Annotated in this window: 14 protein-coding genes and 1 other RNA gene; 7 read left to right on the top strand and 8 right to left on the bottom strand. The window is 55.2% G+C overall.

Features of this window, described 5'->3' with window-relative positions; all coding sequences use genetic code 11:
- Nucleotides 1-31: 31 nt before the first annotated feature.
- Complete coding sequence (gene recN / locus GF111_RS18710) at nt 32-1,693, top strand: DNA repair protein RecN (protein ID WP_061872481.1); 1,662 nt, start codon at nt 32-34, stop codon at nt 1,691-1,693.
- Between the two features lie 240 nt (nt 1,694-1,933).
- Nucleotides 1,934-2,272, top strand: coding sequence for an outer membrane protein assembly factor BamE (bamE, locus tag GF111_RS18705; RefSeq protein ID WP_004929101.1), 339 nt, complete (start codon nt 1,934-1,936; stop codon nt 2,270-2,272).
- A gap of 117 nt (nt 2,273-2,389) precedes the next feature.
- On the opposite strand, the gene GF111_RS18700 is transcribed toward bamE, so the two are convergent.
- On the bottom strand, nt 2,390-2,674 hold the full coding sequence (locus tag GF111_RS18700; RefSeq protein WP_004929098.1) for an RnfH family protein: 285 nt from the start codon (nt 2,672-2,674) through the stop codon (nt 2,390-2,392).
- A complete protein-coding gene (locus tag GF111_RS18695; protein WP_004929096.1) occupies nt 2,667-3,101 on the bottom strand; it encodes a type II toxin-antitoxin system RatA family toxin in 435 nt (144 codons plus the stop codon). Before GF111_RS18695 ends, GF111_RS18700 begins: the two co-directional genes overlap by 8 nt.
- 161 nt (nt 3,102-3,262) lie before the next feature.
- Here GF111_RS18695 and smpB point away from each other — a divergent pair, with 161 nt between their 5' ends.
- The 5 genes from smpB to GF111_RS18670 all read left to right on the top strand — a co-directional run bounded on the left by smpB (nt 3,263) and on the right by GF111_RS18670 (nt 6,742).
- Nucleotides 3,263-3,745, top strand: coding sequence for an SsrA-binding protein SmpB (smpB, locus tag GF111_RS18690; RefSeq protein WP_047730053.1), 483 nt, complete (start codon nt 3,263-3,265; stop codon nt 3,743-3,745).
- A 49-nt stretch (nt 3,746-3,794) separates the two neighbouring features.
- Nucleotides 3,795-4,158: a transfer-messenger RNA gene (ssrA, locus tag GF111_RS18685) on the top strand.
- 107 nt (nt 4,159-4,265) lie between these two features.
- Nucleotides 4,266-5,309, top strand: coding sequence for a hypothetical protein (locus GF111_RS18680; RefSeq protein ID WP_071845369.1), 1,044 nt, complete (start codon nt 4,266-4,268; stop codon nt 5,307-5,309).
- A gap of 1 nt (nt 5,310) precedes the next feature.
- Nucleotides 5,311-6,096: a hypothetical protein gene (locus GF111_RS18675; RefSeq protein WP_126192717.1), complete on the top strand. Its 786-nt coding sequence runs from the start codon at nt 5,311-5,313 to the stop codon at nt 6,094-6,096.
- Entirely contained in the window at nt 6,083-6,742 is a 660-nt protein-coding gene (locus tag GF111_RS18670; protein ID WP_126192718.1) for a hypothetical protein, read from the top strand. Before GF111_RS18675 ends, GF111_RS18670 begins: the two co-directional genes overlap by 14 nt.
- A 137-nt stretch (nt 6,743-6,879) precedes the next feature.
- On the opposite strand, the gene GF111_RS18665 is transcribed toward GF111_RS18670, so the two are convergent.
- The 6 genes from GF111_RS18665 to GF111_RS26765 all read right to left on the bottom strand — a co-directional run bounded on the left by GF111_RS18665 (nt 6,880) and on the right by GF111_RS26765 (nt 13,872).
- Nucleotides 6,880-7,275: a hypothetical protein gene (locus GF111_RS18665; protein WP_224217745.1), complete on the bottom strand. Its 396-nt coding sequence runs from the start codon at nt 7,273-7,275 to the stop codon at nt 6,880-6,882.
- 87 nt (nt 7,276-7,362) lie between these two features.
- Nucleotides 7,363-9,018, bottom strand: a complete 1,656-nt coding sequence (locus GF111_RS18660; RefSeq protein WP_047730051.1) for a hypothetical protein — start codon at nt 9,016-9,018, stop codon at nt 7,363-7,365.
- A complete protein-coding gene (locus GF111_RS18655; protein WP_047730050.1) occupies nt 9,015-9,575 on the bottom strand; it encodes a hypothetical protein in 561 nt (186 codons plus the stop codon). Before GF111_RS18655 ends, GF111_RS18660 begins: the two co-directional genes overlap by 4 nt.
- Entirely contained in the window at nt 9,550-10,248 is a 699-nt protein-coding gene (locus GF111_RS18650; RefSeq protein WP_224217744.1) for a hypothetical protein, read from the bottom strand. The genes GF111_RS18655 and GF111_RS18650 overlap by 26 nt, the downstream gene beginning before the upstream one ends.
- 13 nt (nt 10,249-10,261) lie before the next feature.
- Nucleotides 10,262-10,690, bottom strand: coding sequence for a tail fiber assembly protein (locus tag GF111_RS18645; protein ID WP_047730048.1), 429 nt, complete (start codon nt 10,688-10,690; stop codon nt 10,262-10,264).
- Between the two features lie 2 nt (nt 10,691-10,692).
- Nucleotides 10,693-13,872, bottom strand: coding sequence for a phage tail protein (locus GF111_RS26765; protein WP_080346904.1), 3,180 nt, complete (start codon nt 13,870-13,872; stop codon nt 10,693-10,695).
- Nucleotide 13,873: the final 1 nt, after the last annotated feature.

Genomic DNA, 13,873 nt, shown 5'->3' with positions numbered 1-13,873 from the left:
CAGTTATGTGTTTATACACAGGAAGGTTCCCATGCTGGCGCAATTAACCATCAGCAACTTTGCTATCGTTCGTGAGTTGGAAATCGATTTTCAACCGGGTATGACGGCGATCACCGGTGAAACCGGCGCCGGCAAATCCATCGCCATCGATGCGCTGGGGCTGTGCCTCGGCAACCGCGCCGACGGCAACGTGGTGCGCCTGGGAGCCGCCCGCGCCGACATCTGCGCCCGCTTCTCGCTGGCGGACACCCCGTCCGCGCGCGAGTGGCTGGAACAGAACCAGCTGGACGACAGCAACGAATGCCTGCTGCGCAGGGTGATCAACGCCGATGGCCGTTCGCGCGGCTTTATCAACGGCACCGCCGTGCCCCTGTCGCAGCTGCGCGAGCTGGGGCAACGCCTGATCCAAATCCACGGCCAACACGCCCATCAGCTGCTGCTCAAACCGGAGCACCAAAAAGCGCTGCTCGACGCCTACGCCGACGAACCCGCCCTGCTGGCGGCGATGAGTCAGGCCTACCAACGCTGGCACCAGAGCTGCCGCGAGCTGGCGCACCATCAGCAGCAGTCCATCGAGCGCGAAGCGCGCAAGCAGTTGCTGCAATACCAACTGAAAGAGCTGAACGAATTCGCGCCGCAGGCCGGCGAGTTCGAGCAGACCGACGCCGAGTACAAGCGCCTGGCCAACAGCGGCCAGTTGCTGACCCTCAGCCAGCAGACGCTGCAGCTGCTGGCCGACAGCGACGAGAACAACATGCTCAGCCAGCTCTACAGCGCCAAACACCTGCTGCTTGAGCTGGCCGAGCTGGACGATAAGCTCAGCGGCCTGCTGGACATGCTGGAAGAGGCTTCTATCCAGATCAGCGAAGCCAGCGACGAGCTGCGCCACTACGCCGATCGCATGGATCTCGATCCCAACCGCCTGCACGAGCTGGAACAGCGCCTGTCGCGCCAAATCAGCCTGGCGCGCAAACACCAGGTTGCGCCGGAAGAGCTGCCGCAGCTGCATCAACAGTTGCTGGATGAACAACAGCTGCTTTCACAGCAGGAAAGCGACCATGAACACCTGAACGAGGCGGTCACCCTGCATCACCAGCAGGCGCTGGCGCTGGCGAAGCAGCTGCATCAGAAACGCCTGCACTACGCCGCCGAGCTGACCACGCTCATCACCGACAGCATGCAGGCGCTCTCCATGCCGCACGGCAAGTTCAACATCGACGTGCGTTTCGAGCCGCAGCATCTGAGCGCCGAAGGGGCCAGCCGCTCCGAGTTCTGCGTCTCCACCAACCCGGGGCAACCGCTGCAGCCGCTGGCGAAGGTCGCCTCCGGCGGTGAGCTGTCGCGCATCGCGCTGGCGATTCAGGTAATCACCGCCCGCAAGATGGAAACCCCGGCGCTGATCTTCGATGAAGTGGACGTGGGCATCAGCGGCCCGACCGCCGCCATCGTCGGCCGCCTGCTGCGCCAGCTCGGCGAATCTACCCAGGTGATGTGCGTGACCCATCTGCCGCAGGTGGCCGGATGCGGGCATCAGCACCTGTTCGTCAGCAAGCAGACTGACGGCACGGTCACCGAAACCCAGATGGCGCCGCTGGATAAGCGCGCCCGGCTGCAGGAGCTGGCGCGCCTGCTCGGCGGCAGCGAAGTCACCCGCAATACGCTGGCGAACGCCAAAGAACTGCTGGCGGCATAAAAAAGCTCAACTTTTTCACTTTCCTGCGGTCTGACAGTGACGCTGTTGACCCGAAAGATATCTAAAGTGCGGCGCGGCGGCGATTCGAAGCCTCCTCAACGGCCTGAAACAGGCCAAGCGCTTGAGGTGCTGAAAGAAAGCCAACGCGTCGCAACTTGAAAGATGAAGGGTATAAAGGTTTCCAACTGCCGCAAGGTCTATTATCATCGGCATCCTATGCCCTAAAGGAATGTGATTACTATGCGCTGTAAAACGCTGACTGCCGCCGCTGTAGTTCTTGTGATGCTGACTGCAGGCTGTTCTACTTTTGAAAAGGTGGTTTATCGTCCTGACATCAACCAGGGGAACTACCTGACGTCGACCGACGTGGCGAAAATTCAGAAAGGGATGACCCAACAACAGGTCGCTTACACATTGGGCACCCCAATGCTGCAAGACCCGTTCGGGACTCAGACGTGGTTCTATGTGTTCCGCCAGCAGCCTGGCCATGAAGACATCACCCAGCAGACGCTGACGCTGACCTTCGACAGCGCAGGCGTGTTGACCGACATCCAGAACAAACCGGCGCTGACCAAGTAATCGGCGCTGCCCGCTCTTCCGGCCCATGAGGGGGCATGATGTTCCTCATGACAGTCGCAGGCTGCAACGCGGAAGAGAAAATCAGTTTCAGATAAAAAATAAGGCGCTATAAGCGCCTTATTTTTTTGCCTTTTCTGCCCGTTGCCGGCGCAGCTCTTTCGGATCGGCTATCAGCGGCCGGTAGATCTCCACCCGGTCGCCGTCGTTCAGCGTATCGCCCAGCTTGGCCGGGCGGCTGTAGATGCCGATTTTGTTGCTCTTGAGATCGATATCCTGGCGCAGCTCCAGCAGGCCCGAAGCCTGGATCGCCTGCTCGACGCTGCTGCCCTCGGCCAGTTTCACCTTGCGCAGGTACTGACGCTCCGGCAAGGCGTACACCACCTCGACCTGGATGTCAGACACTGTAGACCTCTTTCGCCCGCTGGGTGAATGCCTGCACCATACTGCCCGCCAGCTCCTTGAACACCTTGCCGAACGCCAGCTCAATCAGTTTGTTGGTGAACTCGAAGTCCAGGTGCAGCTCCACCTTGCAGGCCTCTTCGCTCAGCGGCGTGAACTGCCAGCCGCCCATCAGCTTGCGGAACGGACCATCGACCAGCTGCATATTGATGCTTTGGTTATCCAGCAGCGTATTGCGCGTGGTGAAGGTCTTGCTGATACCGGCCTTGGCGACGTCCACCGCGGCGGTCATTTCGTTGGAGGTAGCGTTAAGCACCCGGCTGCCGGTGCAACCTGGCAGAAAATCGGGATAAGAATGAACATCGTTAACCAACTGATACATCTGCTCGGCGCTGAACGGCACTAATGCAGACCGACTGATCTGGGGCATATCATTTCCTGTGAGACATAAAACGTACAGATAATACCATTTATCTGGCGGCAAACAAAAAATCTGCTAAGGGCTGAGGGCGCCAAAAATGCGAAAAATTGCGCAGGTGCTGAACGGGAAAGGATTTCTTTCGCTGAAGCATCCAGTATAATGAACACACTATGACAAAGAAAAAAGCACACAAACCCGGTACCGCCACCATTGCTCAAAACAAGCGCGCGCGTTTCGAATACTTCATTGAAGAAGAGTTCGAGGCGGGCCTGTCGCTGCAAGGGTGGGAAGTTAAATCGCTGCGTGCAGGCAAAGCCAACCTCAGCGACAGCTACGTGACGTTCCGTGACGGTGAAGCCTATCTGTTTGGCGCCACCATCACCCCGCTCAACGTGGCTTCGTCGCATGTGGTGTGCGATCCGACGCGTACCCGTAAACTGCTGCTGAACCGACGCGAGCTGGATACCCTGCTCGGCCGCGTCAACCGCGATGGCTACACCGTGGTGGCCTTGTCCCTGTATTGGAAAAATGCCTGGAGCAAGATCAAGATCGGCGTAGCCAAAGGCAAGAAAGAGCACGACAAACGCGATGACATCAAAGATCGCGAATGGCAGACGGCGAAAGCCCGTATCATGAAGCACGCCAATCGTTAAGCCGCTGGCTTATCGAGGTAAACTTCTGGTATACTGCACAAAGTTACTTGGGGCTGATTCTGGATTCGACGGGATTTGCGAAGCCCTAGGAGCATGCCGAGGGGCGGTTGGCCTCGTAAAAAGCCGCAAAAAAATAGTCGCAAACGACGAAAACTACGCTTTAGCAGCTTAATACCCTGCTTAGAGCCCTCTCTCCCTAGCCTCCGCTCTTAGGACGGGGATCAAGAGAGGTCAAACCCAAAAGAGATCGCGTGGATGTCCTGCCTGGGGCTGAAGCGTTAAACTCAATCAGGCTAGTCTGTCAGTAGCGTGTCCATCCGCAGCTGGCCGGCGAATGTAAAGATTGGACTAAGCATGTAGTGCCGACGGTGTAGTAATTTCGGACGGGGGTTCAAATCCCCCCAGCTCCACCAAATAAAACAAGGGGTTACGTGAAAACGTAGCCCCTTTTTCTTGCAAGTGGCGACAAAATGGCGGCAGAAATTCTAGCGTTTAGTCCTATCAAAAGGATTGACCTCATATGAAAAGTGCAGCAAAAAAGTTAGATGCAAAAAAGCTTTATGAGAATGCGATTGTATCGATACAACTCGGCATTGAAGACTTCAAGCTATCCCAACTCCCCGAAAGCGATGGCGGCAACCCTTTTAGAGCACTTTCATCCGTTCGCAATCTTCATGCTGGATTGCTATTGCTTTTCAAATACAAAATAGCCATATCAGTAAACACTGATGAGCTGGCTTATGAATTAATCCATAGTCCTCCTAACAAAATATTGCCTCATCCAGATGGTAGCGGTGGAGTGACTTGGCAACCTGAAGGCAGATTTAAGAAAAGCACTATCGATGTTTCCGAAATTAAAGAACGCTTTAAAAATTTTGGGGTTACCGTTGATTGGACTGTTGTCGAAAAACTTCAGGAATGCCGAAATCATTTAGAACATTTGCACCCTAACAATTCACTTGGTGAAGTAGCAGAATTTGTTGCTGATTTATTCCCTGTTGTACGAGATTTCATTACAAGTGAGCTTCATGATTTTCCACAGAACGTACTAGGTTCTGCATGGGACACAATGCTCAAACACAAACAGTTTTTCTCTCAGCAACTCATTAACAGCCTATCTTCTTGGGAAAAGGCTGGAGTCCCAGCTGGTATGGAAGAGTATCTTGAACATTGTAGCTGCCCAGAGTGCGGCTCCAAGCTTTTGAATGCTTCGCATATGAATTTAGCTGCTGGCGAAACTGTTTCTGAGGATGAGAATTTATTTAATTTCATTTGTACTTCCTGTGGGGAAACCGAGTTGATAGCGCCTTTATTAATAGAGGCTTTACAACGTGAGTTCTTTTATTGGCCTCCAGATGGAGATGAGCCTACATATGAAATGTGCTATCAATGTGGACATGAAACTTTTTTAATAGCTGAACAAAGTTGTAGATGGTGCGAATGTGTTTTAGAACGTAAATCATGCTCGATTTGCGGTGAAATGCTCACACAAGATGAACAAGATAATGAAGGATTATGTAGTTACCATAACTATTTATCCTCAAAATATGACATGGATGATTAATATGAATTTAAAAGCCACAAAGAATTATGTTCTCAATTTTTTCATAACCAACCCACATTTAGGACCATCATTAATTTTATTCCTGTTAGGCGTAACCTTCCTTTTAACAATGAACTTTGCTGCTGTATCCGGTGCCTTATTCGGTGCCAGCGCTTCATTATTGGGTGCTTGGATTTCGGATTTTAACTCCCGTAAAAGAGAGATTGAATCAAAGATACAGAAAGAAAGAGATGCTATAAAGTTCTTAACTCCTGAACTGTTAAGAACAATATCAAGAGTCCTCTACATTCAAGAACGAGCAATAATCAACTATAGTATGAATGCGACTGAAAACAATAAGAATGCTGATTTAGGGCAACCGCTCAACCACGAAATTCACGACTTGGTAAACTTAGGCGATCAAAAAGAAGATTTTATCCCCTACCTTCCTCTCCTATATCCCAACGCACCACAAGCCAAATATTTGGATGGGGAAAAGGCCATTAAGTTAATAAATTACTATGATTCACTATATAAATTAGAGTCATTCGTAAAAGACTGGTGGCGTAGACCGGGCCAACTACCATCTAACATTTTCAATGAAATAAGCCATCTATCAGAAAAAAGCCTTTTATTATCTCTAGAGTGTTTAGCAGAGCTTCGAATAAATAAGAGTGATGATGGTTTTCCTCATAGTAATACTCTTTCCGTAAAAATCACTAATGCACTGGACATGGCAGTTAAAACAAGATCGCGATGCTATGATGACTTTGAGAAAGCAAAGGGGAAACAACATGGAAGATATTAAAACAGCCAGCACACGATTAATCTTATCCTCAGCTGGTCTCATTCTCTTTTTAGGGGGTTGGGCATCTTTCGCCGACTCCATCCCGATCGGCAATCTGGGGCTAAAATTAACCTCTCTACATGTTGCTCCTATCATATTGATTGCTTTTTGGCTCTTTAGCTGGCAGCGTTTTTTTGTGTTATCTCAGGACGCTAATAAGCCAACAATTGACGCTTTATTGCTCAAAGGCGTCAATGCTTCCGAACTTGCCCGATCGGTATTCCCTCCTAAATTGTTCGGCTTACCTGGTGCAAATGGGATAGTAAAATGGGGGTGGCCTCATGCAGAAATCCCTCGAGAAGCTCCACACAATCATATTTTTTATAAGCGAATGTTTTATAAGCGTTTATTCATGTTTCAATATTTTGGAAATGACGTAAACGATAATGGGCTATACGTTCACTTTGGCCCTGTTGCTGTCAATATTAATAATGGAGTTGTAACACCGCTAAGCCGTGGTTATTGGAAATGTATTTGGTTTGAAATCAAGGTATTAGCACCAAGAATTTTTGATACCTCTATCATAGGTTTTCACTACTTCCCCCACATATTCGCCTGGATCGCTTTTGCTTATATCTGCATTTGGAGCCTTGGCCTAGTCATATGAATTTCAGTTTCACCAAAACACCCACACGCCCCCAAACCCTTGCGGCGTCTGGCCTGCCAGGTTCTGCCAGCATTTCTTGGCGATCCGCTCCAGACACGCCGCGATCCACGTAATTTACAAATAACCCTTTATATTCATCATCTTATTGATTTCACCCACAACACCACGCGATCCAAAAACTGAAAAAACATGAAATTCTTTTCAATCTTTTCAGTTTGGGATTGCTCGCAAAGCCCCAGGCGCGGCGCGGCTCGGCGGGGTGTTTTGTAGAAAATCAGAACTGAAAAAATTTCTTGATCCAAATTGCGCAGGCGGGTGCGGTGTAGTGCCGTTTTCGTGGGCAAGATGTTTATTTCGTGGGGTTTCTGCCGCGCTGGCGGCACGCTGCTGCGGTGATCGGATTTATTCACGTGGGATTGTCGCCGGGCTGGAAAGCGGCTCAGAATGGCGCACAGGCGGCCAGATTGCGGGCATGAAAAAGCCCGCGCGGGGCGGGCTGGTGCTTCCTGGTGTTGGCTTTCTTGTTTGTTCAATTTCTACACGGTTACGCGCTCAAAAGATAATTGGTTGTGTAGATCAATTACTCATTATTGATCGGTGCGGGCGATCAATATTTAGCCCTACCCAATCACTGGCGCGTATTTGGTTTTCAGCTGGCTGGACTTCGCGCCGGCGGCGCTGATTGCCTGCGCGTTCTGCGGTGCGCCGGTGTTACTGTGGGTGTGGGCGGCAGTCTGCTGCGCCAGCTCCTGCACCACCTCCAGCGTTTCCAGCATCAAGGCCATCACATTGATTTGCTGGCTCCCCACCCATACCACCGGGGCGATCACTTCCTGGCGCGCTGCCGCTATGCTGCTGCGGATTTTGCCGATCTTCTCCATCAGGCTGCCGGCCACCGCCGTGGTGGCATCGCCGCCCACGCTGGCCACCTTGTTGGCCTGCGTCGCTACGCTGTAATCGCCCTCTGCGATGTGCTGCACCGCACCGGCCAACAAGGTGGATGTGCCCAGCACCGTGGTTTTATCGTTAGCCTGCACGGTTGTGCCCCTGGCCACCACGGTGCGCGTTTCCTCATCGGCCTGGATTTCCCTGGTCATTGAATTTTCACGGATCGCCTGGTCGGTTTTCCGCTCCCAATCCCCTGCCTGCGTCACCCGCTGGGAAACTTCCTCCCGCTGCTGCTGTAGCTGCTCGCCGGGCTTCACATCCGGCAGCGTGTTGCCCTGGGCCAGCGTCTGCCGGATAAACGGCTTATCAGGCCGCCCATCAGTAAAAGCCACCTCAACCAGCGTTCCCACCGGCGGAAACTGGAACATGCCCGAATCCTGGCCCGCCATCGGCACCGGCAGCGGCACCGCCGGATAAATCGGCGTGTTTTTTGCCGGCTGGCCGTCTGCGTCCAACAGCTGCAAATCCACGGCGTAGCGTGGCCGGAACGGATCGGCCAGGTCACCACTGGTCACCGCCTCCGCGTGGGCCTCTACCCTGGCGAATTTTGGCAGATGCAGGCCCGCCGATAACTCCGGGTAAGCCGCATCAATCTGGCGCTGCGCCGGCGTCATGGCCACGGCCTTGCCCGTCAGCGGGTTTACCGCCAGCCATGTGATCGTGGTGTCGTCGTTTTCCAGGCGAACACTCGACAGCCGGCGGCCATTGACGACCACACCAGGGCGCAGCGCCTGCACCATTGGCAACGTCATGCTGTTGCCGCCGGCGCGCGCCTGGCTAAACTCGGCGGGAATATCCACCGGCTTGCCGGCAAACATGGAATGCGCCCAGCTCCCCAGGAACACGCCGCCATCCGGCAACGGTTGCCAAACGTAATCAGGCACGCCAAACGCGGCCCCCAGGTTGGCCAACAGCTGATAACCCGTCCCGCTATGGGTGAAATGGGGGATCGGCTTGTCCAGGTAATCCGCCTGCGCCGGCAGCGCGATCGTTATTCCGCTGTTTTCTTCCAACCAGTTGGCCACCTGGCGCAGCGTCGGGTGCTGGAACGAACACGGCCACAACCTTTCGAACACGCCCGCCAGCTCTCGCACAAACAACCGCTGAAAACCGTTCTCTGCCGGCTGCGCGCGCTCCACATACCCGGTGAACCAACGCAAAATGCTATCCGTATAGCCGGCATCCAGGCGCACCAGCTTGCCGGTGTAGTCCGTTTCGGTCTGCGCGGTGATAAACCCGCGCCCGCAGCCGTTCAACTCCAGCACCAGGTTAAGATCAACCAGCGGCACCGCATCCCCGGACAACATCAGACGCTTAATCGGTTTCATTCGCCCCCCACCACGCCGGCCAACGCATCATCCGCCGGCTTCAAAACGCGGCGCTCAAACCAACTCAATTTCTGTTCGTCCTCTGCCGCTGCGCCCTTCCCGTTTACCTGCCCATTCGCGCCTGGCGTCTGTTTTTTGGCGGCGGTTTTGCTGCCCTCCCGCGCGTCTTTCTTTTCCGGCACGCTCAAATGCTCGCGCATCGTGAACGTCACCAGCCAGGCTTGCTTGCCGTCCTGTTTCGGCGCGTCAATAGAACCGGTGAACGTCGCCAGCCTAAAATTAATGGCCTGGGCGGTATGGTTGGCCACGCGGTAGCGTTTCAACTTGCCGCCCTCCGTGGCCTCCGCCAGGGCAAACAGGCGCGTTAACACCTTGGCTTCACTGAACGGGATCGTGCCGGAAATGCGCAGTTCCTTGGGCTTGATGCCCTGCTCAGCGTTCGCCGTGCTCGAGGTCTGCCCGGATTGGTCTTTATCCTGAAACTGCATCATCGGCGTCACCATGATCCCTTTAAGCGGGATTGCTTCACCATTAAGCGCCAGCGTGACTATCGTCATGGATCATCGCCTCCAACTGCCCTAAATCTTTGCCTACGAACAACACCGCCAGGGTAAAAACCGCATCCTGGTGAGGAATATCCTTTTTCATCGCCGCGCCAACGCTGGCGGCGGCCCCCTTCGCCGTGAACACCCACGCCGGCGCGCTTTTTCCCTGTAACGCCGTCATGGCCTCGCTCACCATCGCCAGGGCGGATTGGCGAGCCTCGGCAAAGCCGGTCAAAGCCGACTGCAAGCCGCCAATACTCGCCCCAAGCGCCGCGCCCGCCTTGGCTTCTGCGATACGCTGCGCATTCAGCGCCAGGCGCTGCGCACTGGTCGAAAGCACCGCCGCCGCCGGCAAGCCGCCGCCCATCTTCCCAGGCAGTTGCATCCGGGTAACGGCCTGCGTGGCCGCCGTCTGCGCCATGCGCTGCACCTGGTTTAACGCCGGCAGCGGCAGCACCCCCGACAGCGACGCCACCAACGGCATAAACTCGGCGTGTGAGTTGGCGCAGATCATAAACACGGTGGCGGTGATTTCGGCCCCCTGGCCGGCCAGCTTGCCCGCCAGGTAATCCACGGCATTGGTCGGGCTGAGGTAACTACCAGATGCCTCTTGCCGCCCTACGCCATAAACCCACGGATGCGCCGGCACCATCGAGCACGTCAGCGCCTGCATATCACCAGGCATCCGCAAAACAGCCTTACGCCACACTCGGCACCTCCGGCCAGGTGATTTTGTCCGCGTGTTCCACATCGATGCGATTGAGCAAAACCCGATATTTCTTCCAGGCCAGCAACGCCGCTTTCTCTGCTTCTGACGCAATCCCCAAATCATCCGCATCCTGTAAGGGGGCGATCGCCTTGCCTGCCTTTTCCAGTAGCAGCCCTTTTTGCCAGGTGGCTGCAGCGGTCTGCGTTTCCTTCGCTGGAGCGGGAATATCAACCCAGCACGGCAAGCCGCGCTGATTTGCGCCGCGCTCTTTTCCTTCCGGGCCTTGCATACAATATTTTTCCCACACCTGATCGCTAACGGGCTTTACATCCTCCGGCCAATTACCGTTTGCCTCATAGCTTTCTTTATCTTCGTAAACATAGAAAGCCTTGGTCGTTGCGCTAAATCCATAGCTCATCGTTACACCCCCACCGATTGCCAAAACACGACCTGTTCTTGACCGTCCATCATTGCATTAAACCCGTTGTTATCCAGATCCCGCGCCTGGATATTGACCCGGCTATCGCCGAACCAATTCCCGTTGGAGCTGGCCAACGTCAGTTGCACACCGAAGCACTCCCGCGCATAAGCGCGTGGGAAACCGACACGGTTTACATAGTCCACTCGGTTAACCACCCCGCCTTGAATAATGAACCCCGTCACCTCGTCCTTGTACCACCAGGCATTGCGGCCGCCGGCAACAGCTGAACGGCTGTTTACATAGTCAATAGTTGCCCTGGCCCCAACATCACGATTGTATGACCCCCAATCAACGCGACCGTTAATCTGGTTGTTTAGCCAGTTGCTGAGATAACCGCCCCAGATAGAGCCTTTAATATTGCCGTCGTTCTGATACACCGCGCCGCCGGCAACCAGGTTACCGGGGGCAACAAACTGCTTAGTGTTCGGATCAAACCGCCAGATAGCCTCTGCGTTATTATCCCCCCGCACATGAATGCAGGGCTTAGCAAAGCTGCCTGCCCCATCCATCAGATAGCCAAAACTTACAGCCGTTGGGTAACCCTGCCCCTTTCGGGTGCTTTTGCCTTTGACCAACGGGACATAGCGGCCCCCTTCGGCAACATCCCAATTGTAATTTTCCTGATAGAAAGGGGCTTTGGTGTCGAGTTGCTCGGAATACGTGCCGCTCCCTTCTGGAGGTGCGCCCGTTGGCGTTGACAGATATTTCGCCGTAATTTCGGCACTGCTCGTCAACGCCCCCGAAAGCTGGCCGCCTTTCCTGGGTAGATAGCTTTCCCAGCCGGTGAATCCGCCGTTCACATCCGTTGCAACATAGAACTTGTTCGCGGTGCCGTGGGCGATAAACAGATAGTGAATAAATTTCCCGTTACCGGAGGCCGTGCTTAAATTGGTGCCGTTGGTGGCCACATACAGCGTTCCCCACGCAACAGGCGTCCAAGAGCTATTTTCCACGCTCCATACGCCTGGAGACGTCGGTTTTTCTGCCCCGGTAAGCACACGGGCAACCCCCATCCGCGCAGCAAAGTTATTGCTGTGGTCGGCGGCCTTCACATCGCTAATGGTCGGTTTGTAGTCCGTGGTGTACACCCGCGCCCACTCAGTAGAGCCAGGGCTATCTTTCCGCATGGATCGCAGGTAGAAAGAGCGGTCACCCGACCCCACCAAAAACTGCGCGTTGCGAAACTCGTTTGCCTTGCCGGTGAACAAAATCCCCATGCCACCCGGCACCGGATACCCCTTATTGGTGGCCTCGGCCAACGATTCAACGGTAAATCCGTTGGGGCGGTTCACATCGCTATCCGCGTTTGCTGTAGACCCATCAGGAAACACAATGCGCGGCACCGTCAGCGGCCCGGTCATGGTGTCGCCGGCCTGTTTCACAAAACGCCCGTCTGCCTCGGTCTTGTTCCAGGCGTTCACATCCGACGCCAACAAGTTAACGTCACCGGTCAGCGGCTTGCCGTTCACGCGGATAGAACGCAGGGCATATTTCTGCGCCGCCTGGGCATCGGTCAGCGCGCCAACATCCGCCGCCGTGGGCTTGTTCGCCGGCGAGTAAACGCGGGCGTCGCCATCCCACACGGATGCGCCAGTGATCCGCCCCTTGGCCGAAAATGACCCGGTGCGCACGTTCAAGAACGCCGTTCGCCCCTGGATCCCTTCCGCTTTACAGGTGTTAAAAAAGCCCAGGCCATACCAGCTTTGCAGATCCACATTGCAGGTTTCATAGCTGGCCCCGTCCCCGTTCCCAGGGAAAAGGCCGCCTGGTTTGGCTTTCCAGCTATTCGCCACCATCACGCCGCCGGATGCCTGGATTTCCTTCTTGAACTCGCCGCCCTGCGTGGCCGATACCGCGTCCACATCCTGCGCTTTCGGCTTAAATTTCGTGGTGTATACCTGGAACCAGGTCACCCCGTTATCGGGAATATTCGACCGACCGATAAAAGCATCAGCGTTGTTCTGCACAGCCAGATAGCCACCTGACGGGCCGCCGTCGCACGGCAGACTCAAGACGCCATAAACCTGATTACCGGGGGCGTTTTTCGAGGCGTTGTTTAACCGGTAGATTTCGCCCTGGTTACAGTAAGCATCATCACGATGCCGGGCACCCATGCCCAGGCCAAACGCCCCGACCTCCATCACATTGCCACCTTCCACGCCTACGTTACGCGTGGCGGCGGTGCCCAGGCCCAAACTCCCCCGGCTTTTCGCCTTGTCCTTGAGGGACGCCAAGTTATCATCCTTGCGCAAGTAGGCATCATTGCCGGCCTGGTCGGACAGGGAACCTTGCGGGCGCAGGTCGGTAATGTTGCCGGCGGCGTCGATACTGGCCACCGCAAACACATAGTGCTTAAAGCCGGCGTTATCCGTGTAATCCGCTGCGGTAGCCGCAACGGTGAATTTCACCGCCGCCGCCCACTGGCTTACCACGTTGCCCTGCAAACTCACATCAGCCCACACCTTGATAGGCTTGGCCGTCACGGTAATGTTTTGGTTGGCCGCCAGCACCGCGCGCAGCCCGCCCACATAGCCGGTGCCCGCCGTCACGAAATACTGCGCGCCGGCCTTGGCCACCAGGAACCCATTGCCAAAGAACGCGCCGGCACCGTAGTGATCGCGGTTAATCAGGCGCTGCATCTCATCGATACCGCCCAGGCGCGCTGTAAAGTCGATCTGCCAGGTTTCCGCCGGCGAGGTGATCGCCGTCTCGCTGGCCGCGCCGTCATACTCCATCACAAAGGAGCGGGTGATCGCGTTGCCCTGCTGGCCGGCATGGTTGGCCACCTTGCGTTGCGTCGGCGCATGAACAATCATCGCTACCGTGTTGCTGGCCTTGTTCACCAGGCCGATCCAGTTGAAGTCAAAATCGCCCACCTCGGTGCCCAGGGTGACCGAATACACCACGGCGTTGTTGTTCACGACGCCGGTTTTGTTCACTGCCTGGCGGTGCACAATCTGGCCCGCCGGCGGCATTCCTTCTTTGCGGTCAATCGGCTTGCCGGCATCGAGGCCCGGCACGTTGGCGAAAACGAACTCATCCAGCACCACGCGGGAACCGTTCACGGCTTCTTTTGCTTTCCATTGCTCAAAGGCAAAGGTGATCGCGGTTTGTGACATG

The sequence above is a fragment of the Serratia sp. HRI genome (assembly GCF_010119335.3).
GTDB classification, from domain to species: domain Bacteria; phylum Pseudomonadota; class Gammaproteobacteria; order Enterobacterales; family Enterobacteriaceae; genus Serratia; species Serratia nevei.
This window is presented reverse-complemented; position numbering and strand designations above follow the sequence as displayed.

Bases quoted from the DNA above. Each gene is read 5' to 3' on its own strand.
- GF111_RS18660 (WP_047730051.1), bottom strand. From the start codon at position 9,018: ATGAAACCGATTAAGCGTCTGATGTTGTCCGGGGATGCGGTGCCGCTG.
- GF111_RS18695 (WP_004929096.1), bottom strand. From the start codon at position 3,101: ATGCCCCAGATCAGTCGGTCTGCATTAGTGCCGTTCAGCGCCGAGCAG.
- GF111_RS18680 (WP_071845369.1), top strand. From the start codon at position 4,266: ATGAAAAGTGCAGCAAAAAAGTTAGATGCAAAAAAGCTTTATGAGAAT.
- bamE (WP_004929101.1), top strand. From the start codon at position 1,934: ATGCGCTGTAAAACGCTGACTGCCGCCGCTGTAGTTCTTGTGATGCTG.
- GF111_RS18655 (WP_047730050.1), bottom strand. From the start codon at position 9,575: ATGACGATAGTCACGCTGGCGCTTAATGGTGAAGCAATCCCGCTTAAA.
- GF111_RS18675 (WP_126192717.1), top strand. From the start codon at position 5,311: ATGAATTTAAAAGCCACAAAGAATTATGTTCTCAATTTTTTCATAACC.
- GF111_RS18670 (WP_126192718.1), top strand. From the start codon at position 6,083: ATGGAAGATATTAAAACAGCCAGCACACGATTAATCTTATCCTCAGCT.
- recN (WP_061872481.1), top strand. From the start codon at position 32: ATGCTGGCGCAATTAACCATCAGCAACTTTGCTATCGTTCGTGAGTTG.
- GF111_RS26765 (WP_080346904.1), bottom strand. From the start codon at position 13,872: ATGTCACAAACCGCGATCACCTTTGCCTTTGAGCAATGGAAAGCAAAA.
- GF111_RS18645 (WP_047730048.1), bottom strand. From the start codon at position 10,690: ATGAGCTATGGATTTAGCGCAACGACCAAGGCTTTCTATGTTTACGAA.
- smpB (WP_047730053.1), top strand. From the start codon at position 3,263: ATGACAAAGAAAAAAGCACACAAACCCGGTACCGCCACCATTGCTCAA.
- GF111_RS18650 (WP_224217744.1), bottom strand. From the start codon at position 10,248: ATGCCTGGTGATATGCAGGCGCTGACGTGCTCGATGGTGCCGGCGCAT.